The 15097-nt window shown below is 65.0% G+C and carries 16 protein-coding genes, 1 tRNA gene and 1 pseudogene; 16 read left to right on the forward strand and 2 right to left on the reverse strand.

Annotated features, from left to right (window positions below; all coding sequences use genetic code 11):
• Window positions 1-17: 17 nt before the first annotated feature.
• Window positions 18-398 carry a RidA family protein gene (locus I603_RS03865; RefSeq protein ID WP_068862448.1) on the forward strand — a complete coding sequence of 127 codons (381 nt, stop codon included), beginning with the start codon at window positions 18-20 and terminating at the stop codon, window positions 396-398.
• Window positions 399-420: 22 nt separating this feature from the next.
• On the opposite strand, the gene mutL is transcribed toward I603_RS03865, so the two are convergent.
• A complete protein-coding gene (gene mutL / locus I603_RS03870; protein ID WP_068862449.1) occupies window positions 421-2292 on the reverse strand; it encodes a DNA mismatch repair endonuclease MutL in 1872 nt (623 codons plus the stop codon).
• 202 nt (window positions 2293-2494) lie between these two features.
• Here mutL and I603_RS03875 point away from each other — a divergent pair, with 202 nt between their 5' ends.
• The 11 genes from I603_RS03875 to I603_RS03920 all read left to right on the forward strand — a co-directional run bounded on the left by I603_RS03875 (window position 2495) and on the right by I603_RS03920 (window position 11850).
• Entirely contained in the window at window positions 2495-3538 is a 1044-nt protein-coding gene (locus I603_RS03875; protein ID WP_068862450.1) for a rod shape-determining protein, read from the forward strand.
• A 48-nt stretch (window positions 3539-3586) separates the two neighbouring features.
• On the forward strand, window positions 3587-4528 hold the full coding sequence (locus tag I603_RS03880) for a rod shape-determining protein MreC (RefSeq protein ID WP_084439812.1): 942 nt from the start codon (window positions 3587-3589) through the stop codon (window positions 4526-4528).
• A complete protein-coding gene (locus tag I603_RS03885) occupies window positions 4528-5082 on the forward strand; it encodes a rod shape-determining protein MreD (RefSeq protein WP_068862451.1) in 555 nt (184 codons plus the stop codon). Before I603_RS03880 ends, I603_RS03885 begins: the two co-directional genes overlap by 1 nt.
• Before the next feature lie 47 nt (window positions 5083-5129).
• Window positions 5130-7247, forward strand: coding sequence for a penicillin-binding protein 2 (gene mrdA, locus I603_RS03890; RefSeq protein WP_068862551.1), 2118 nt, complete (start codon window positions 5130-5132; stop codon window positions 7245-7247).
• On the forward strand, window positions 7244-8374 hold the full coding sequence (gene rodA / locus I603_RS03895; protein WP_068862452.1) for a rod shape-determining protein RodA: 1131 nt from the start codon (window positions 7244-7246) through the stop codon (window positions 8372-8374). The genes mrdA and rodA overlap by 4 nt, the downstream gene beginning before the upstream one ends.
• 121 nt (window positions 8375-8495) lie before the next feature.
• Window positions 8496-8571, forward strand: a tRNA-Lys gene (locus I603_RS03900).
• Between the two features lie 133 nt (window positions 8572-8704).
• Window positions 8705-9043, forward strand: a complete 339-nt coding sequence (locus I603_RS03905) for a hypothetical protein (protein WP_068862453.1) — start codon at window positions 8705-8707, stop codon at window positions 9041-9043.
• A gap of 125 nt (window positions 9044-9168) precedes the next feature.
• A complete protein-coding gene (gene ribB, locus I603_RS03910; RefSeq protein WP_068862454.1) occupies window positions 9169-10416 on the forward strand; it encodes a 3,4-dihydroxy-2-butanone-4-phosphate synthase in 1248 nt (415 codons plus the stop codon).
• Between the two features lie 6 nt (window positions 10417-10422).
• Window positions 10423-10845 (forward strand): 6,7-dimethyl-8-ribityllumazine synthase, encoded by a 423-nt coding sequence (gene ribH / locus I603_RS03915; protein WP_068862455.1) that lies wholly within the window; start codon window positions 10423-10425, stop codon window positions 10843-10845.
• Between the two features lie 164 nt (window positions 10846-11009).
• Window positions 11010-11183 carry a hypothetical protein gene (locus I603_RS14430; protein WP_157090851.1) on the forward strand — a complete coding sequence of 58 codons (174 nt, stop codon included), beginning with the start codon at window positions 11010-11012 and terminating at the stop codon, window positions 11181-11183.
• A 142-nt stretch (window positions 11184-11325) separates the two neighbouring features.
• Window positions 11326-11850 carry a MarR family winged helix-turn-helix transcriptional regulator gene (locus I603_RS03920; RefSeq protein ID WP_232305238.1) on the forward strand — a complete coding sequence of 175 codons (525 nt, stop codon included), beginning with the start codon at window positions 11326-11328 and terminating at the stop codon, window positions 11848-11850.
• Here the strand turns inward: I603_RS03920 and eno are convergent.
• Window positions 11847-13133, reverse strand: a complete 1287-nt coding sequence (gene eno / locus I603_RS03925; RefSeq protein WP_068862456.1) for a phosphopyruvate hydratase — start codon at window positions 13131-13133, stop codon at window positions 11847-11849. The two genes, I603_RS03920 and eno, sit on opposite strands and share 4 nt — an antisense overlap.
• Window positions 13134-13293: 160 nt before the next feature.
• Here eno and I603_RS03930 point away from each other — a divergent pair, with 160 nt between their 5' ends.
• The 4 genes and pseudogenes from I603_RS03930 to I603_RS03945 all read left to right on the forward strand — a co-directional run.
• Window positions 13294-13929 carry a hypothetical protein gene (locus I603_RS03930; RefSeq protein WP_084439814.1) on the forward strand — a complete coding sequence of 212 codons (636 nt, stop codon included), beginning with the start codon at window positions 13294-13296 and terminating at the stop codon, window positions 13927-13929.
• A 35-nt stretch (window positions 13930-13964) separates the two neighbouring features.
• On the forward strand, window positions 13965-14408 hold the full coding sequence (locus I603_RS03935) for a phage holin family protein (RefSeq protein ID WP_084439816.1): 444 nt from the start codon (window positions 13965-13967) through the stop codon (window positions 14406-14408).
• Window positions 14405-14809, forward strand: coding sequence for a hypothetical protein (locus tag I603_RS03940; protein WP_068862457.1), 405 nt, complete (start codon window positions 14405-14407; stop codon window positions 14807-14809). Before I603_RS03935 ends, I603_RS03940 begins: the two co-directional genes overlap by 4 nt.
• Window positions 14806-15097, forward strand: a pseudogene (locus I603_RS03945) (hypothetical protein); the annotation flags it as partial. The gene I603_RS03940 and the pseudogene I603_RS03945, both read left to right, overlap by 4 nt.

A 15097-nucleotide genomic window follows, 5' to 3' on the forward strand; every position in this document is an offset into this window, starting at 1 on the left:
TTGAAGGGGTCGCACCTATGAGACGCAAGATTACCTCCGGCGGGGCGCTGGAAGCCATTGTCGGCTATAGCCGCGCGGTTGTTGTGGGGGACTGGTGCTTCGTCGCCGGGACCACGGGTTTCGATCCGGTCACGAAATCGACCCCGCCCGACATCCGGGACCAGATCGAAAACGCCTTCAACACTGTCGGAAAAGCGCTGGCCGAGGCAGATTTCGCATTCGAGGATGTCGTCCGGGTGACCTATTACGTCACCATTCCCGGCATTCACGACGAAATCGCCCCGCTGTTCGGGGCAAGGTTCGGCGAAATCCGGCCTGCCGCCACCTATGTCGAGGTGGCAGGCCTGGCCTATCCCGAGATGAAGTTCGAAGTGGAAATTACCGCCTTGAAGGGGTGAGACGGCGAAGAATGCGAGCGCTTCAATGACGCCCGAACAGCTTCTCTACGTCTTCCATGCTGAGCTTCACCCACGTAGGCCGCCCGTGATTGCACTGGCCTGATCGCGGGGTGGCTTCCATTTCGCGCAGCAGGGCATTCATCTCGGCAACGCTGAGCACCCGCCCGGCGCGCACCGATCCGTGGCAGGCCATGGTCGCCAGCACCAGTTCGAGCCGCTCGGCCAAGAGAAGCGCGCCGCTGTCTTCCTGCTTGCCATGCTTGGCGATATCATCGGCAAGGTCGGTCAGCAGCTTGGCGGTGTCGGCCTTGGCGATGGCCGAGGGCACCGCGCGCACCAGCATGGCGGAAGGCCCGAAGCGTTCGATCACGAGGCCGTAGCGCGCAAGTCCCTCGGCGGCGTCTTCGAGGCGGTCGCAATCGACCTCGTCCATTTCGATCACATCGGGCACCAGCAGCGCTTGGCTACGGCGCACGCTCTCGTCCGCACCGGCAGCACGCAAGCGTTCGAGCACAAGGCGTTCGTGCGCGGCGTGCTGATCGACCAGCACTAGCCCGTCGCTCGCCTCGGCGACGATATAGGTGTTGGCGACCTGCCCGCGCGCGATGCCGAGGGGGTAGCTTTGCGCCTGTTCGGGGATCGGCGCGGCTTCCTCGGCGCGGCCCTGCGGTTGGGCCAGCGGCGCGTTCCATGCCGGGCGCGCCTCGCTCACCTGCGATTGCGGTGCCGTCCAGTCGCGGCCCGAGAAGATGCTTTCGAGCGTCGGAGAAACGGATGCAGGCGTTGCAGCCACAGGCTCGCTCACCCAGCGCGCCATTGCCCCGCGATCCGGCCCCTGCGCGCTGCGCCGGTCACCCGTCGCCAGCGCCTGCCGCAGACCGGAAACGATGAACCCCCTCACCCCCGCCGAATCCCGGAAGCGCACCTCGGTCTTGGCCGGATGGACGTTCACATCCACATCCTGCGGCGGCACGTCGAGGAACAGGGCGAGGACCGCGTGGCGGTCACGCGCGAGCATGTCGGCATAGGCCCCGCGCACCGCGCCGACCAGCAGCCGGTCCTTCACCGGACGGCCATTGACGAACAGGTATTGGTGATCGGCGACCCCGCGGTTCCACGTCGGAAGGCCTGCCACGCCCGTCAGCCGCATCACGCCGTGCGGGGTGTCGCGCTCCAGTTCGATTGCGACCGAATTATCCTTCAATTCATGGGCGATGATCCGCGCCACCCGGGTGGCCAACTCCTCGCCCGCTTGCAGGCTCAATACCGTGCGTTTGCCGCCCTCGCCCAGCGTCTCCAGCACAAAGGCGATGTCGGGCCGTGCCATGGCGAGGCGGCGCACCACATCAAGGCACGCGGCATATTCGCTGCGGGCGGTGCGCAGGAACTTGCGGCGCGCGGGCACCTTGGCGAACAGCTCCTCGACCCGGACACGCGTGCCGGGCGGGAGCGCGGCGGGCTCGTCTATAAGCAGCGCGCCATGATCGACCACCCGCCGCCAGCCTTCTGCCGCGCCGGCCCCATCATTATGGTTTGGGCGGCTTTCGATGGTCAGCCGCGCCACGCTGGCGATGCTGGGCAGCGCCTCGCCGCGGAAACCCAGCGTCGTCACTAGCTCGATCGCACCGTCGGGGCCGATCAGCGAATCGGGCAGTTTGGAGGTCGCGTGGCGTTCCAGTGCCAGTGCCATGGCCTCCGGCGACATGCCGCAGCCGTCATCGACCACCTCGATGCGGTGCAAACCGCCTTCGGCCAGCACCACCCCGATTCGCCGCGCGCCGGCGTCGATCGCGTTCTCGACCAGTTCTTTCAGCGCCGCCGCCGGGCGTTCAACCACCTCGCCCGCAGCGATGCGGTTCACCAGAACGGACGGAAGACGACGGATTTCGGGCATTTGTCGCACGCTAGCCGTCAACGGTCGCAAATTCGAGGGTGGAGGCCCAGAAATCACCAGCAGACGCGACAATTATTTTGGCGTTTTGCCCGCGGATTCGCTAGGCGCGTGGCTTGATGTCATAACCGGGTCGAATTCCCCTGCGGCCGCCCCCATATCCGGCCTGCAGCCCCGCCCCGTCACCACTGGAACACCAACACCGATGAGCTTCCTGTCCAATCTCTTCAAGTTCGGCTCGCAGAACATGGCGATCGACCTCGGGACCGCCAACACCCTCGTCTATGTGCAGGATCAGGGGATCGTTCTGAACGAGCCTTCCGTGGTCGCGATCGAGACCATCAACGGGATCAAGCGCGTCAAGGCCGTGGGCGATGATGCCAAGATGATGATGGGCAAGACCCCGGACAGCATCGAGGCGATCCGTCCGCTGCGCGACGGCGTGATTGCCGACATTGAAATCGCCGAGGAGATGATCAAGCATTTCATCCGCAAGGTGCATGGCAAGCGCAACCTGTTCCGCTACCCCGAAATCGTGATCTGCGTGCCTTCGGGTTCGACCTCGGTGGAAAAGCGCGCGATCCGCGATGCGGCCTCCAATGCGGGGGCTTCGGAAGTTCACCTGATCCTCGAGCCCATGGCCGCCGCCATCGGTGCCGACATGCCGGTGACCGAGCCGGTCGGCTCGATGGTGGTCGATATCGGCGGCGGCACCACCGAAGTCGCGGTGCTGAGCCTGCGCGGCCTCGCCTACACCACCTCGGTGCGCACCGGCGGCGACAAGATGGACGAGGCAATCGTCAGCTATGTGCGCCGCCACCACAACCTGCTGATCGGCGATGCCACTGCCGAACGGATCAAGAAGGATTATGGCATCGCCGTGATCCCCGAAGATGGAGTGGGCGAAACCATCACCCTCAAGGGCCGCGATCTCGTCAACGGCGTGCCCAAGGAAATCACCATCAACCAGGCGCATGTCGCCGAAGCTCTGTCCGAACCGATCGGGGCAATCGTCGAGGGCGTGCGCATCGCGCTGGAAAACACCGCGCCGGAACTGGCCGCCGACATCGTTGATCAGGGCATCGTTCTGACTGGCGGCGGGGCGCTCATCCGCCGCCTGGACGAGCATCTGCGCGAGGAAACCGGGTTGCCGGTCTCGGTCGCGGAAGACCCGCTGACCTGTGTCGCGATCGGCACTGGCCGGGCGATGGAAGATCCGATCTATCGCGGTGTGCTGATGACGGCGTAAGCCGCATCGGCCTGACGCCGGGGGATCTGGCAGAAGGGACGAAGAGCCATGGCGCCGCCTTCATCGCGACGGTCGGGCTTCTCGAAGAAGGCGCAATTTTCGCTGTTCACCGGCTATCTGCTGGCCGGTGCCGGGGCGCTGCTGGGCTTCGGGCTGTTGCTGCTGTCGCTTTGGCAGCCGTCTGCCTTTGCGCCCTTGCGCGGCCTTGCGGGTGATGTTGTCGCTCCCGCGGGCGAAGCCACGGCTGCGGCGCGCAGCGGTCGCAATGACCTGTTCGGCGGGATCTCCGGCTATTTCCGCGCCGGGAGCCAGAACGCGGCGCTTCGCGAGGAAGTCGAACTCGCCCGTATCCGGCTTGGCGAAGCGGAAGCGATCAAGGCCGAGAACCGCCGCCTCAAGGCCCTGCTTGCCATGCGCGAGGGCGAGGCAAAGCCGGTCGCGACCGCAAGGCTGGTCGGCTCGACCGCTTCAAGCGGACGGCGGCTCGCCTTTCTCGGGGTAGGCCGCAGCGACGGAGTGGCACCCGGGATGCCGGTTGTCTCAGAGCGCGGAGTTATCGGAAGGGTACTGGAGACCGGGCGCATCTCCTCGCGCGTGTTGCTGCTGACTGACAGCGAAAGCGTATTGCCGGTGCGGCGCGCCAGAGATGATGTGGTGGCTTTTGCCGAAGGGCGCGGCGATGGCTTGCTGCGTGTTCGGCTGGTCAATCTCGGCATCAACCCGCTGAAGGTGGGCGACCTGATGGTGACCAGCGGTGCAGGCGGCTATTACCGTCCCGGCGTGGCGGTCGCGATCATTACCGAGACCACGGCCGATGGCGGAATCGCCCGGCTGGTGGCAGAGCCCTCAGCGACCAATTACGTGGCGGTCGAGCCCGTCTTCCAGCCCGCGGCGGTGGCCGCTCTGCGCGACCCGCGCGTTCCGCTGGACAATACGCAGGTTCCAGCGGCCGAAACTGCCGCAGCGCCGGGCGATGGAGAAGGCAGATAATGGAGCGGCTCAATCCTCGGGCGCGTTCCGATCCCTATGGCAGCCGCATAAACCGCACCCAGTCTCCCCTGCGGGCAGGCAGCGTTCCCTACCTCTCTATCATGCTCAGCTCGCTCCTTCCGGGCCTGCTGATTGCCGACGTCATGCCACTTGTGCCGCCGATGGGTTTCCTGATGCTGATGGTCTGGCGTTTGATGCGGCCCGGCCTGTTGCCGCTCTGGGTGGGGGTGCCTCTGGGCGCCTTTGACGACCTGTTCAGCGGCCAACCCTTCGGCAGCGGGATCATGCTGTTCTCGGTGGCCATGATTGTGCTCGAACTGATCGAAGCGCGATTTCCGTGGCGCGGGTTCTGGCAGGATTGGCTCACGGCCGGCACCGGAGCGATTCTCTACTGGCTGGCAGCTCTTGCCCTCGCGGGCGGGCCATTGACGCGGGAGTTGCTGGTGGTCGCGATGCCCCAGGCCTTGCTGTCAGTGCTGCTCTATCCGATACTGGCACGCATGGTGGCCAGTCTCGACCAATTTCGGCTTGTCCGGGCCCGGAGGATCGGGTGAAGTCGCTGTTCTCGCGCGGCAAACGCAATTCCCGCCCGGCCAAGATCATGAATGCCTCGATCCTGCGCTCGTCATTCGAGCGCCGGACGGTCCTGATCGGCACGGTACAGGGTGGCATCGGCATCTTGCTTGCAGCCCGCATGGGCTATCTCGCGATCGCCGAGAACGAGAAATACCGGCTCGAGTCCGAAAGCAACCGGGTCAATCTCACGCTGATCCCGCCGCGGCGCGGGTGGATACTCGACCGCAATGGCGCTCCGCTGGCATCCAACCGCGCCGATTTCCGCGTCGACATAATCCCCGAACGCCTCAAGGACCCGGAAGGCACGATCGCACGGATCGGGGCGCTCCTCGCGCTAGAGCCTTCACGCATCGCCGACATCAAGGACAAGGTGGCAGGGGCCCGAGGGTTTCAGCCAGTGGAAGTCGCAAGCGGCCTGAATTACGACCAGTTCGCCGCGCTTAGCGTGCGCCTGCCCGATCTGCAGGGCGTCGTGCCGCAGCGCGGCTTTTCGCGCTTTTACCCCACCGCCTCGAGCGTGGGACACCTCATCGGCTATGTCGGCCCCGCCTCGGCCGAGGAATACGAGAAAGACCCCAATCCGCTACTCATCACGCCCGGCTACAAGATCGGCAAGGATGGCCTCGAAAAGCAGTTCGAGAAGGAACTCCGCGGAGTGCCGGGTGCGCGGCGGGTCGAGGTGACGGCATCGGGGCGCATCGTACGCGATCTGGAAACGCGGGAAGACATCCAGGGCGAGCCCGTGCGCCTGACGATTGACGGACCTTTGCAGGATTACGCCGCGCGCCGCATCGGGCTCGAAAGCGGATCGGTGGTGGTGATGGACTGCCGTACCGGCGACCTTCTTTGCATGGCCTCGATGCCCAGCTTCGATCCCAACAGCTTCTCGGACGGCATCGGCAGCGTCGAATATGCAATGCTGCGCGACGATGAACGCGTGCCGCTGCGCAACAAGGTGCTCAAGGGGCTCTATCCGCCCGGATCTACGGTCAAGCCGATGGTTTCGATGGCACTGATGGAACAGGGTATCGATCCCAAGGAGACGGTCTATTGCGGCGGAGGCCTGCGTGTCGGCAACCGCGTGTTCGGCTGCTGGAACCGGCGCGGACATGGCGCGGTCGACATGGCGAAGGGCATCTACCAGAGCTGCGACGTCTATTTCTATGCGATGGCCCAGCGGGTGGGCATGGACCCGATCGCGGCCATGGCGCGGCGCTGCGGCATGGGGCAGGAGTTTCCCCTGCCCGTGACGAGCCAGTTCTACGGCACCGTGCCCGACCCCGAATGGAAAATGAAGAAGTGGGGCCGCGAATGGCAGACCTTCGACACGGTCAACGCCACGATCGGTCAGGGCTACATGCTCTCCAGCCCCTTGCAACTGGCAGTGATGGCCTCGCGCCTTGCCACCGGGCGCCACGTCATGCCGCGGCTGACGCTCGACACCAAGCCGAAGGGCTTCGACAATATCGATTTTCCCTCGGAGCAGGTCGAATATGTTCGCCAGGCAATGAGCGATGTCGTCAACGGCCCCGGCACCGCGGGCCGTGCGCGCCTGCCCATCGACGGCGTGCAACTGGCAGGCAAGACCGGAACTGCGCAGGTCGTCTCGCTCAGCATCTCGAACGGCAAGTCCGGCCCCTGGAAGTATCGCGACCATGGCCTCTTCATCTTCTTCGCGCCCTATGACAACCCGCGCTACGCCGGCGCTGTGGTGATCGAACATGGTGGCGGATCGGGCGCGGCCTATCCGATCGCGCGCGATGTGATGACCTTCCTGTTCGATCCGGCCAAGGGCATGGAGGCGCTGACCGCGCTGGAAAAGCAATGGGGCGGGACCGCCCAGCAGCGGCTCGACGCCCGCTATGCCGCCTATGCCGCCGAACGCGGCGCGGCTGTCAGCCGTCCGCCGCGCCGTGACGAGGAAATCTTCGACCGGGTCGAGGCCGAGGCGCGGGTCGCCGCAGCCCAATCCCAGGCCATTGCCGACGACGTGATCGCGCCGCGTCCCGAAGCCAATCCCTCGGGCACGCCGCCGGTCTCGGCACCGGTAGAACCCCCGGCAGCGACCGAAACGCAAGCACCGGTGGTTCCCGAAGCTGCACCTGCGCCCGCTCCCGTGACTGACGGGGGGACTGCGCAATGAACACTGCCGCCGCCGGGATCGTGCCGGAACCGATTGCGCGCCAGCCATGGGAGATGCTCATCCCGCTGTTCGCGCTGGTCGGGTTTGGTGCGGCGGTGCTTTATTCCGCGGGCGGAGGTGCGATGGCGCCCTTTGCCTCATCACATCTCCTGCGGTTCAGCATCTTCATGGTCATGGCCATGGTGATTGCCGCCCTGCCCCGCGATCTGGTGCGGATGCTGACCTATCCGGCCTATATCGTCGTCCTGCTGCTGTTGATGGCCGTCGAGGCTATCGGTCAGGTCGGCGGTGGCAGCCAGCGCTGGCTCGATCTGGGTTTCATGGTGCTGCAGCCCTCGGAACTGATGAAGCCGACCATCGTGGTGACGCTGGCGTTGTTCTATTCAACCCTGCCCGTCGGCATGACGAACACCTGGCGGGCATTGCTGATACCGGGTGGAATGGTGGCGATGCCGATGGCTTTGGTCCTGCTTCAGCCGGATCTCGGCACGGCATTGGCGATCGGATTCGGCGGGGCGATGGTGATGCTTCTGGCCGGGTTGCCGCTGCGCTGGTTCCTAGGCGCGGGGCTGGCCGGGATCGTGATCGCGCCGCTTGCCTTCTTCTACGGCCTGAAGGAATACCAGCAGCGCCGGGTGATGACGATGTTTGATCCCGAGGCCGATCCGCTCGGTGCGGGCTATCACATCACCCAGTCGAAGATCGCGATCGGATCGGGGGGTGTCTTCGGCAAGGGCTTCAACGAAGGTTCGCAAAGCCACCTCAACTATCTGCCCGAACCGCATACCGACTTCGTCTTTGCCACCATGGCGGAGGAATGGGGCTTCATCGGCGGGTTGTTCGTGCTCACCGTGTTCACCTTTATCCTGCGCTGGGGATGGAAGGTGGCGCAGGCATCGGACGATCGCTTTGCTAGCCTGCTGGCGGGCGGCATGGTGGTGACGATTTTCTTCTATGCCGCGGTCAATCTTATGATGGTGATGGGCATGGCTCCGGTGGTCGGCATACCGCTGCCCTGGATGAGTCACGGCGGCTCCTCGATGCTGACCAACATGATCTGCATCGGCGTGTTGATGATGGTGAACCGCTGGAACCAGAAGGCGCCGCGTCGGGGACTTGGAGCCTGAGGCGCACTTTCTGCACCTTTAACCCCTTGTCATCGGCGGCACGCACGCTAAATGCAGCGCCTCACGCGAATCGGGTGCCGTCGCCGACGCCCCTTTTCGTGCTTCCGGCCTGGTCGGAAATGGACGCATAGCTCAGTTGGTAGAGCAGCTGACTCTTAATCAGCGGGTCCTAGGTTCGAGCCCTAGTGCGTCCACCATCCCCCTTCCCCGATCCCTTTGACACTTGCGTCAGGCCAAGGGCGCTTGTGCCGGCGCGCGCGTCCGATTAGTCAGGAGAGCGTCTGAATTCCCACGGGAATCCGGCAGAACTCGATCGGGAGACGAATACGGATGCACTGGACAGTTTCGACCATTCTGACCGGGATCCTCGCCGCGACCTCCACCACGCAGGCGACACCTTCCTTCTGCCAGCGGATGGCGGCGGAACTGCCGATGAAGGAAAAGAAGGTCAAAGGCACGGTCCGCGCCTTCGATATGCAGACCCTGAACGCGGCCCAGCGCCTGCTGCTCGGCGGAAGCAGCCAGTTCAGCTTCAAGATCGAGCCGGTCGAGAACACGCCCGAAGAAGCCGAGCGGATCGACGCCATGTGCGATTTGATGCCTTGCACGATGGAAGGCCCCTTCGTCCTGACGATGTTGCTGCAAGACGGCTCCAGACACATCTTCTAGGCGCAGCCTGCGGAACGGGCGCGGATCGAATATGTCGGAACGCGCATCCGCTGCTCCGATCTCTAGGCCGGGCTTCCGACGCGGTTCCAGCTTGCCATCACACCGCGATGTGATACACGCCCCGCATGAACACATCACTAATCACACGCGTCCGCGAACTTGTCACATCGGGTGGCATGACCCGCGCCGGTCTTGCCCGTGCGGCGGGTCTCCATGCCAACACCTTGCGCGATTGCGCGGAGGATAGCTGGAACCCTACCGCCGAAACGCTCGCCAAGCTCGAAGCCTTTCTCGAGGCGAATGACGACAAGCCGGTGCTCGCCACGATCGAGGAGATCATCGACGAGGCGCGCAACGGGCGCATGTACATCCTTGTCGACGACGAGGACCGCGAGAACGAGGGCGATCTCATCATCCCCGCGCAGATGGCGACCCCGCAGGCAATCAACTTCATGGCCACGCATGGTCGCGGCCTGATCTGCCTCGCGCTCGCCAAGGCGCGGGTCGACCAGCTCGGCCTTGAACCGATGAGCCGAAACAACAAGGAATCGATGCAGACCGCCTTCACCATCTCGATCGAGGCGAAGGAAGGCGTGACCACCGGGATTTCCGCTGCCGACCGCGCGCGTACCATCTCGGTCGCGATCGATGCGACCAAGGGCCCGGACGACATTGTGACCCCAGGCCACGTCTTTCCGCTCATGGCACGTGACGGCGGTGTGCTGGTCCGCGCCGGTCATACCGAGGCGGCGGTCGATATTTCGCGCCTTGCAGGACTCAACCCCTCGGGCGTGATCTGCGAGATCATGAACGACGACGGCTCCATGGCCCGGCTCGATGATCTGGTGACCTTCGCGAGGCGGCACGACCTCAAGATCGGCACCATCCGCGATCTCATCGCCTACCGGATGCGCAACGATCACCTTGTCGAGCGTCTGTCGGAGCGCAGCTTCGAAAGCGACTATGGCGGCCAGTGGCGCATGATCACCTACCGCAACCGGGTCGAGGGCAACGAGGCCTATGTGCTACAGAAGGGTCATGTCATCCCCGGAGAACCGACCCTGGCGCGGGTGCATCCGATCTCGGTCTTCGACGACGTGCTCGGCGCTCCGGGTCCGCGCAAGCGCACGCTCCAGCGCGCAATGCAGGCGGTGGGCGAGCACGGCTCGGGCGTGATCGTGATCCTCACGGGCCGCGTCGGCACCGGCGAATGGCGCCCGGACGAGGAACTGCGCAACATCGGCATCGGCTCGCAGATCCTCGTCGATCTCGGCATTACCGATATGGTGTTGCTGTCGAACAGCCGTCCCGATCTCGTCGCGCTGGAAGGCTACGGCCTCACCATCACCGACTTCCACCCCATTCCGGAGTAACCCATCATGGCCCGCATCCTGATCGTAGAAGCGCGCTTCTACGCCCATCTCAACGACATGCTGATTGCCGGCGCACGGGCTGCGCTGGAGCAGGAAGGTCACGAGGTCGAGGTGCTGACCGTGCCCGGCGCACTGGAAATTCCCGGTGCTATCGCACTGGCGGCCGAGAGCGACCTCTACGACGGCTTCGTTGCCATCGGGGTGGTTATCCGCGGTGAAACCTATCACTTCGAGATCGTCGCCGGCGAAAGCGCGCGGGCCATCATGGCGCTCACCATGGACGGCATCGCCATCGGCAACGGTATCCTGACGGTCGAAAACGAAGCCCAGGCGCTGGTGCGCGCCAATCCGGAGCAGAAAGACAAGGGCGGAGAGGCGGCCAAGGCAGCGCTCGCGCTATTGTCCTTACAGGAACGTTTCGGTCGGTGAAGGATCACAGCGGGGATGTTCCATTTTGGAACCCGCTCCTAACTACGTATTTTCCCTGTGTAGCTTTCCGTAGCCTATTAACGCGATACCGGGCCAGCTTCTGCTGTTGCTCGCCGGTCGCACGGGTTAGCAGCTTCGTGCAGTAAGAGCTTCGGGACAGAACCTTGGAAAATGATACTTCTCCGGCAGCGGACCTCTCCGGCCTGCCTCGGATCATCGCAACTCTCGAACAGCAGCTTGCGGAACTCGACCGGTTGCGCCTGCATATCGGCGCAGCACATCTCGATGCGGCGATCGAGCAGCTCCGGCTCGAACAGGCGCGGCCTCGCTCCAGCTGAGCACGGCCCCTATCATTTCCCTCGCGAAAAGAGCGACCTGCGTATTTGCCCTTAAAGCCAAACGCGTATTGCAACGCTAATTTTTGCCGCGTGTTCAGGAACCCTTATCCCGTTTGCAGTCTCTCCCGGTCGAGGCAGACGCATGGATAATCACGCGTCCACAACCGATCACGCATTAGGTGACAACGGCCTTATCCCGAACCCATCGGCCTCTCCGTTGCAACCGCTGGCCGATGAGCTCGTGGCGATTGCTGCGCGGCTGCGCCATGCTGCGGCAAAGCCTGACCTGACGGAAAATTCTCCGCACGCGCACCCCTCCGGCAAGGAACGCCGCTATCTCGCAATGGCCCGCCAGGCCTACGCCCTGCGACGCAAGCGAGCGGCGATCTTCGGCAATCCCGACCTGTTCGGCGAACCCGCCTGGGATATCCTGCTCGATCTCTATATCGCCCATGCCGAAGGCAAGCCTGTCTCCGTGTCGAGCGCTTGCATCGGCTCGGCCGCGCCGCCGACAACCGGACTGCGCTGGCTGGGGGTGCTTGCGGAGGAAGGTCTGTTACAGCGCGAGAACGATCCTGACGACAATCGCCGCGTGATGGTGCGCCTTAGCCCTGCCGGAATTACGGCGATGGAACGCTTCTTCGATGCCGCCGAAATGACAGGCTAGGCCCGTCCGCCGAAGCAGCCCTTGCCCGCGTAGAACGCGCTATCGCCCAGCTCTTCCTCGATGCGGATCAGCTGGTTGTACTTGGCAAGCCGATCGGAACGCGCAAGGGAGCCGGTCTTGATCTGTCCGCAATTGGTGGCAACGGCGAGATCGGCGATGGTCGCATCTTCGGTCTCGCCCGAACGGTGGCTCATCACACAGGTATAGCGCGCGCGGTGTGCCATATCGACCGCCGCGAGGGTTTCGGTGAGCGTGCCGATCTGGTTGACCTTGACCAGCAGCGAATTGGCCAGCCCGCGCGCGATCCCGTCCGAAAGGCGCGCGGGGTTGGTGACGAAGAGATCATCGCCGACCAGCTGCACCTTGTCGCCGACGGCTGCGGTCAAGGCTGACCAGCCTGCGAAATCGTCCTCGCTCATGCCGTCCTCGATCGAGCGGATCGGGTATTCGGCGGTAAGCCTGGCAAGATAATCGGCCATCTCGTCGGGCGACAGGCTGAGGCCCTCGCCCGAGATTTCGTAGCGGCCGTCCTTGAAGAATTCGGTCGCCGCACAGTCCAGCGCCAGCACGATATCCTCGCCCGGAGTGAACCCGGCCTTGGCGATGCTCTCCATGATGAAGTCGAGCGCCGCGCGGGTGCTGGCGAGGTCGGGGGCGAAACCGCCCTCGTCCCCGACGCTGGTGGCAAGGCCCTTCTGGTGCAGGCCCTTCTTGAGGGTGTGGAACACCTCCGCACCCCAGCGCACCGCCTCTGCAATCGAGTCCGCGCCGACGGGCATGATCATGAATTCCTGGATGTCGATCGGGTTGTCGGCATGCTCGCCGCCGTTGATGATGTTCATCATCGGCACCGGCAACACGTGGGCGGCAACTCCGCCGAGATAGGAATAGAGCGGCAACCCGCGCGCATTGGCCGCCGCCTTCGCGACCGCCAGCGAGGTGCCCAAAATCGCGTTGGCGCCGAGGCGTGCCTTGTTCGAGGTATCGTCCAGCGCGATCAGCGCGAGGTCGATGTCGCGCTGGTCCTCGGCATCGAAGTTCTCGATCAGGAGGTCGCGGATCTCGGTGTTGACCGCCTCGACTGCCTTGAGCACGCCCTTGCCAAGGTAACGCGCGCCATCCCCGTCACGCAGTTCGACCGCCTCGTGCGCTCCGGTCGAAGCGCCCGAAGGCACCGCCGCACGCCCGAAACTGCCGTCCTCGAGCAGCACATCGACCTCGACGGTGGGGTTTCCGCGGCTGTCGAGAATCTCGCGGCCGTGCAGGTCGATGATGGCAGTCATGTTTGGCTCCGGCTGGAATGTGTTGTAGGATGATAAGACACTTTGGACGGCATGATTCTGGGTCATGCGGCGCGGCCTCGTCCCTATGCGCGGGAAGCCCCCGGCGCAAGCGTGCGGCGCAGGCGTGACCCGACAACAACAGACACGAAGGAGCTTTGCCATGGCAGACACGACTCCCGCCAAGACAACCACGAAGAAAACCCCCGCCAAATCCGCCAAGGGCGCGACCACCAAGAGCAGCGGGCCGACCAAGGCCGCATCGCGCAAGACCGGCGCGACCGTTCGCGGCGAGGATGCCCCGCCTGCCGCACCGGCCAGCAACACGGCCGTGGCAAAGAGCCGCTTCAATGCCGCGCTCGAGGAAGCCAAGGCCGGTGCAGCCGCGCTGCGGGCCGAAGCCGAAACCCGCGTCGGCACCTATGGCGAACAGGCCAAGGCCAAGGGCGGCGATCTGGTCACCGAGGCAAAGACCTATGGCGACAAGGCGATGGGCCGTGCAGGCGAACTGGCGGTCGAGGGCAAGAAGGCCACCAGCGATGCAATCGCCTCGCTCGGCAAGGTCGTGGGCGAAACTGCCCCCCAGATCGACGAGCGTTTCGGTGAGCAATATGGCGACTATGCCCGCAAGGCATCGCGCAGCCTGCAGGAAACTTCGGCGCGGCTCGATTCCAAGAGCGTCGAGGAACTGGGCGAGGATGCGCGCGAAATGGTGCGCAAGAGCCCCGGCCTTGCCGTCGGCATCGCGGCGGTAGCCGGCTTCTTCCTTGCCCGCCTGCTGGGCGGCAAGCGCGGCTAATCGGCATCATCGCCAGACCCTTGCAGGAACCCGCAATGCAGGATAGCGAGCCCGGCCTGACCGAGCCGCCGGTCGATACGTCCGGAGGCACCGAAGAGGCGGTAGCCGATGCCGCTTTTGCTGCCGCCGAAGACGCCCTGACCGCGCTGCGCGAGGAAATCGGCGTGCTGGTCGAGGACGCGCGGACCTATGCAGAGGCCGAGGTCCAGTTCCAGAAGACCCGCGCCACGCTGGCGGGCAAGACCGCCGGCCGCGCGCTCGTCATGCTGGTGCTTGCACTGGTGCTGCTTCACATCGCGCTGATCGCACTGGCGGTGGGCGCGGTGATCGCGCTGGCGCCGCTGGTGACGATCTGGGGCGCGATCGCGATTGTGGTCGGCGTGATGCTGGCAGGGGTTGCATGGCTGGTGCTGTCGGCACGCAAGGACGGTGCGCTGCTCGCAGCGCTGTTCGAGAGCGGCAAGGGAGGCGGTGGATGACCGACCTGCCGGCCCGCTATCTCGAAGACCGCGCGCTGCGCGATGCCGCCCGTGCGGTGCTCGATGAGGACATGGCCCGCCTGCGCGCCTCGCTCGCCGAGCAGGGTGTGGCGAGCCGCGTGTCATCGAGCGTGGGCAGCACTGTCAGTTCGCGAATCCGCACAGGGGCGAACGACGTGCTTGAACAGGCGAAACAGCGCGCCAGCGACAATCCCGGCGTGCTGGCCGTGCTGATCGGGGCGATCCTGCTGTGGCTGATGCGCGCGCCGATTCTGGCCTTGATCGACGAGGTGGCGGAAAGTGCCTCTGTCCCCGAACCGGAAATCGAAGACACCGGCGGCGAAGAGTCAGGCGACGATGACGCCGCGACCATGGCCGCCGTTGCAGGAGACGACGCATGAGCGAGATTACCACCCTCACCCAGGCCGAGAAGCGCGACTCCCTGCGCGCCCGGATCGAGGCTGCAGAGCGCCGCAATGCCGAGCGCACGCTCGCCGACCAGGCAAGCGAGGCGGCGGCGGCGGCCACCGAATATACCCGCGCCCACCCGCTCACCGTGATCGGCGGCGCGCTGGCGCTGGGCCTGCTGGTGGGGCTTGCCACCCGACCAGGACGGCGGGTCGCCACCCGCGCGGCGGGCGCGGTCGGCAGCGCGGCCTCGGGCGCGGCGAGCAGTGCGGCCGCCGGCG

Origin of the sequence: Erythrobacter dokdonensis DSW-74 (assembly GCF_001677335.1) — a bacterium.
GTDB lineage: Bacteria > Pseudomonadota > Alphaproteobacteria > Sphingomonadales > Sphingomonadaceae > Erythrobacter > Erythrobacter dokdonensis.

Excerpts from the sequence above, each read along its gene's own strand:
- eno (WP_068862456.1), bottom strand. The coding sequence starts at position 13,133 with ATGACTGCCATCATCGACCTGCACGGCCGCGAGATTCTCGACAGCCGC.
- ribH (WP_068862455.1), top strand. The coding sequence starts at position 10,423 with ATGGCCCGCATCCTGATCGTAGAAGCGCGCTTCTACGCCCATCTCAAC.
- I603_RS03940 (WP_068862457.1), top strand. The coding sequence starts at position 14,405 with ATGACCGACCTGCCGGCCCGCTATCTCGAAGACCGCGCGCTGCGCGAT.
- mutL (WP_068862449.1), bottom strand. The coding sequence starts at position 2,292 with ATGCCCGAAATCCGTCGTCTTCCGTCCGTTCTGGTGAACCGCATCGCT.
- ribB (WP_068862454.1), top strand. The coding sequence starts at position 9,169 with ATGAACACATCACTAATCACACGCGTCCGCGAACTTGTCACATCGGGT.
- mrdA (WP_068862551.1), top strand. The coding sequence starts at position 5,130 with ATGAATGCCTCGATCCTGCGCTCGTCATTCGAGCGCCGGACGGTCCTG.
- I603_RS03865 (WP_068862448.1), top strand. The coding sequence starts at position 18 with ATGAGACGCAAGATTACCTCCGGCGGGGCGCTGGAAGCCATTGTCGGC.
- I603_RS03875 (WP_068862450.1), top strand. The coding sequence starts at position 2,495 with ATGAGCTTCCTGTCCAATCTCTTCAAGTTCGGCTCGCAGAACATGGCG.
- I603_RS03920 (WP_232305238.1), top strand. The coding sequence starts at position 11,326 with ATGGATAATCACGCGTCCACAACCGATCACGCATTAGGTGACAACGGC.
- I603_RS03935 (WP_084439816.1), top strand. The coding sequence starts at position 13,965 with ATGCAGGATAGCGAGCCCGGCCTGACCGAGCCGCCGGTCGATACGTCC.
- I603_RS03905 (WP_068862453.1), top strand. The coding sequence starts at position 8,705 with ATGCACTGGACAGTTTCGACCATTCTGACCGGGATCCTCGCCGCGACC.
- I603_RS03885 (WP_068862451.1), top strand. The coding sequence starts at position 4,528 with ATGGAGCGGCTCAATCCTCGGGCGCGTTCCGATCCCTATGGCAGCCGC.
- I603_RS03930 (WP_084439814.1), top strand. The coding sequence starts at position 13,294 with ATGGCAGACACGACTCCCGCCAAGACAACCACGAAGAAAACCCCCGCC.
- I603_RS03880 (WP_084439812.1), top strand. The coding sequence starts at position 3,587 with ATGGCGCCGCCTTCATCGCGACGGTCGGGCTTCTCGAAGAAGGCGCAA.
- rodA (WP_068862452.1), top strand. The coding sequence starts at position 7,244 with ATGAACACTGCCGCCGCCGGGATCGTGCCGGAACCGATTGCGCGCCAG.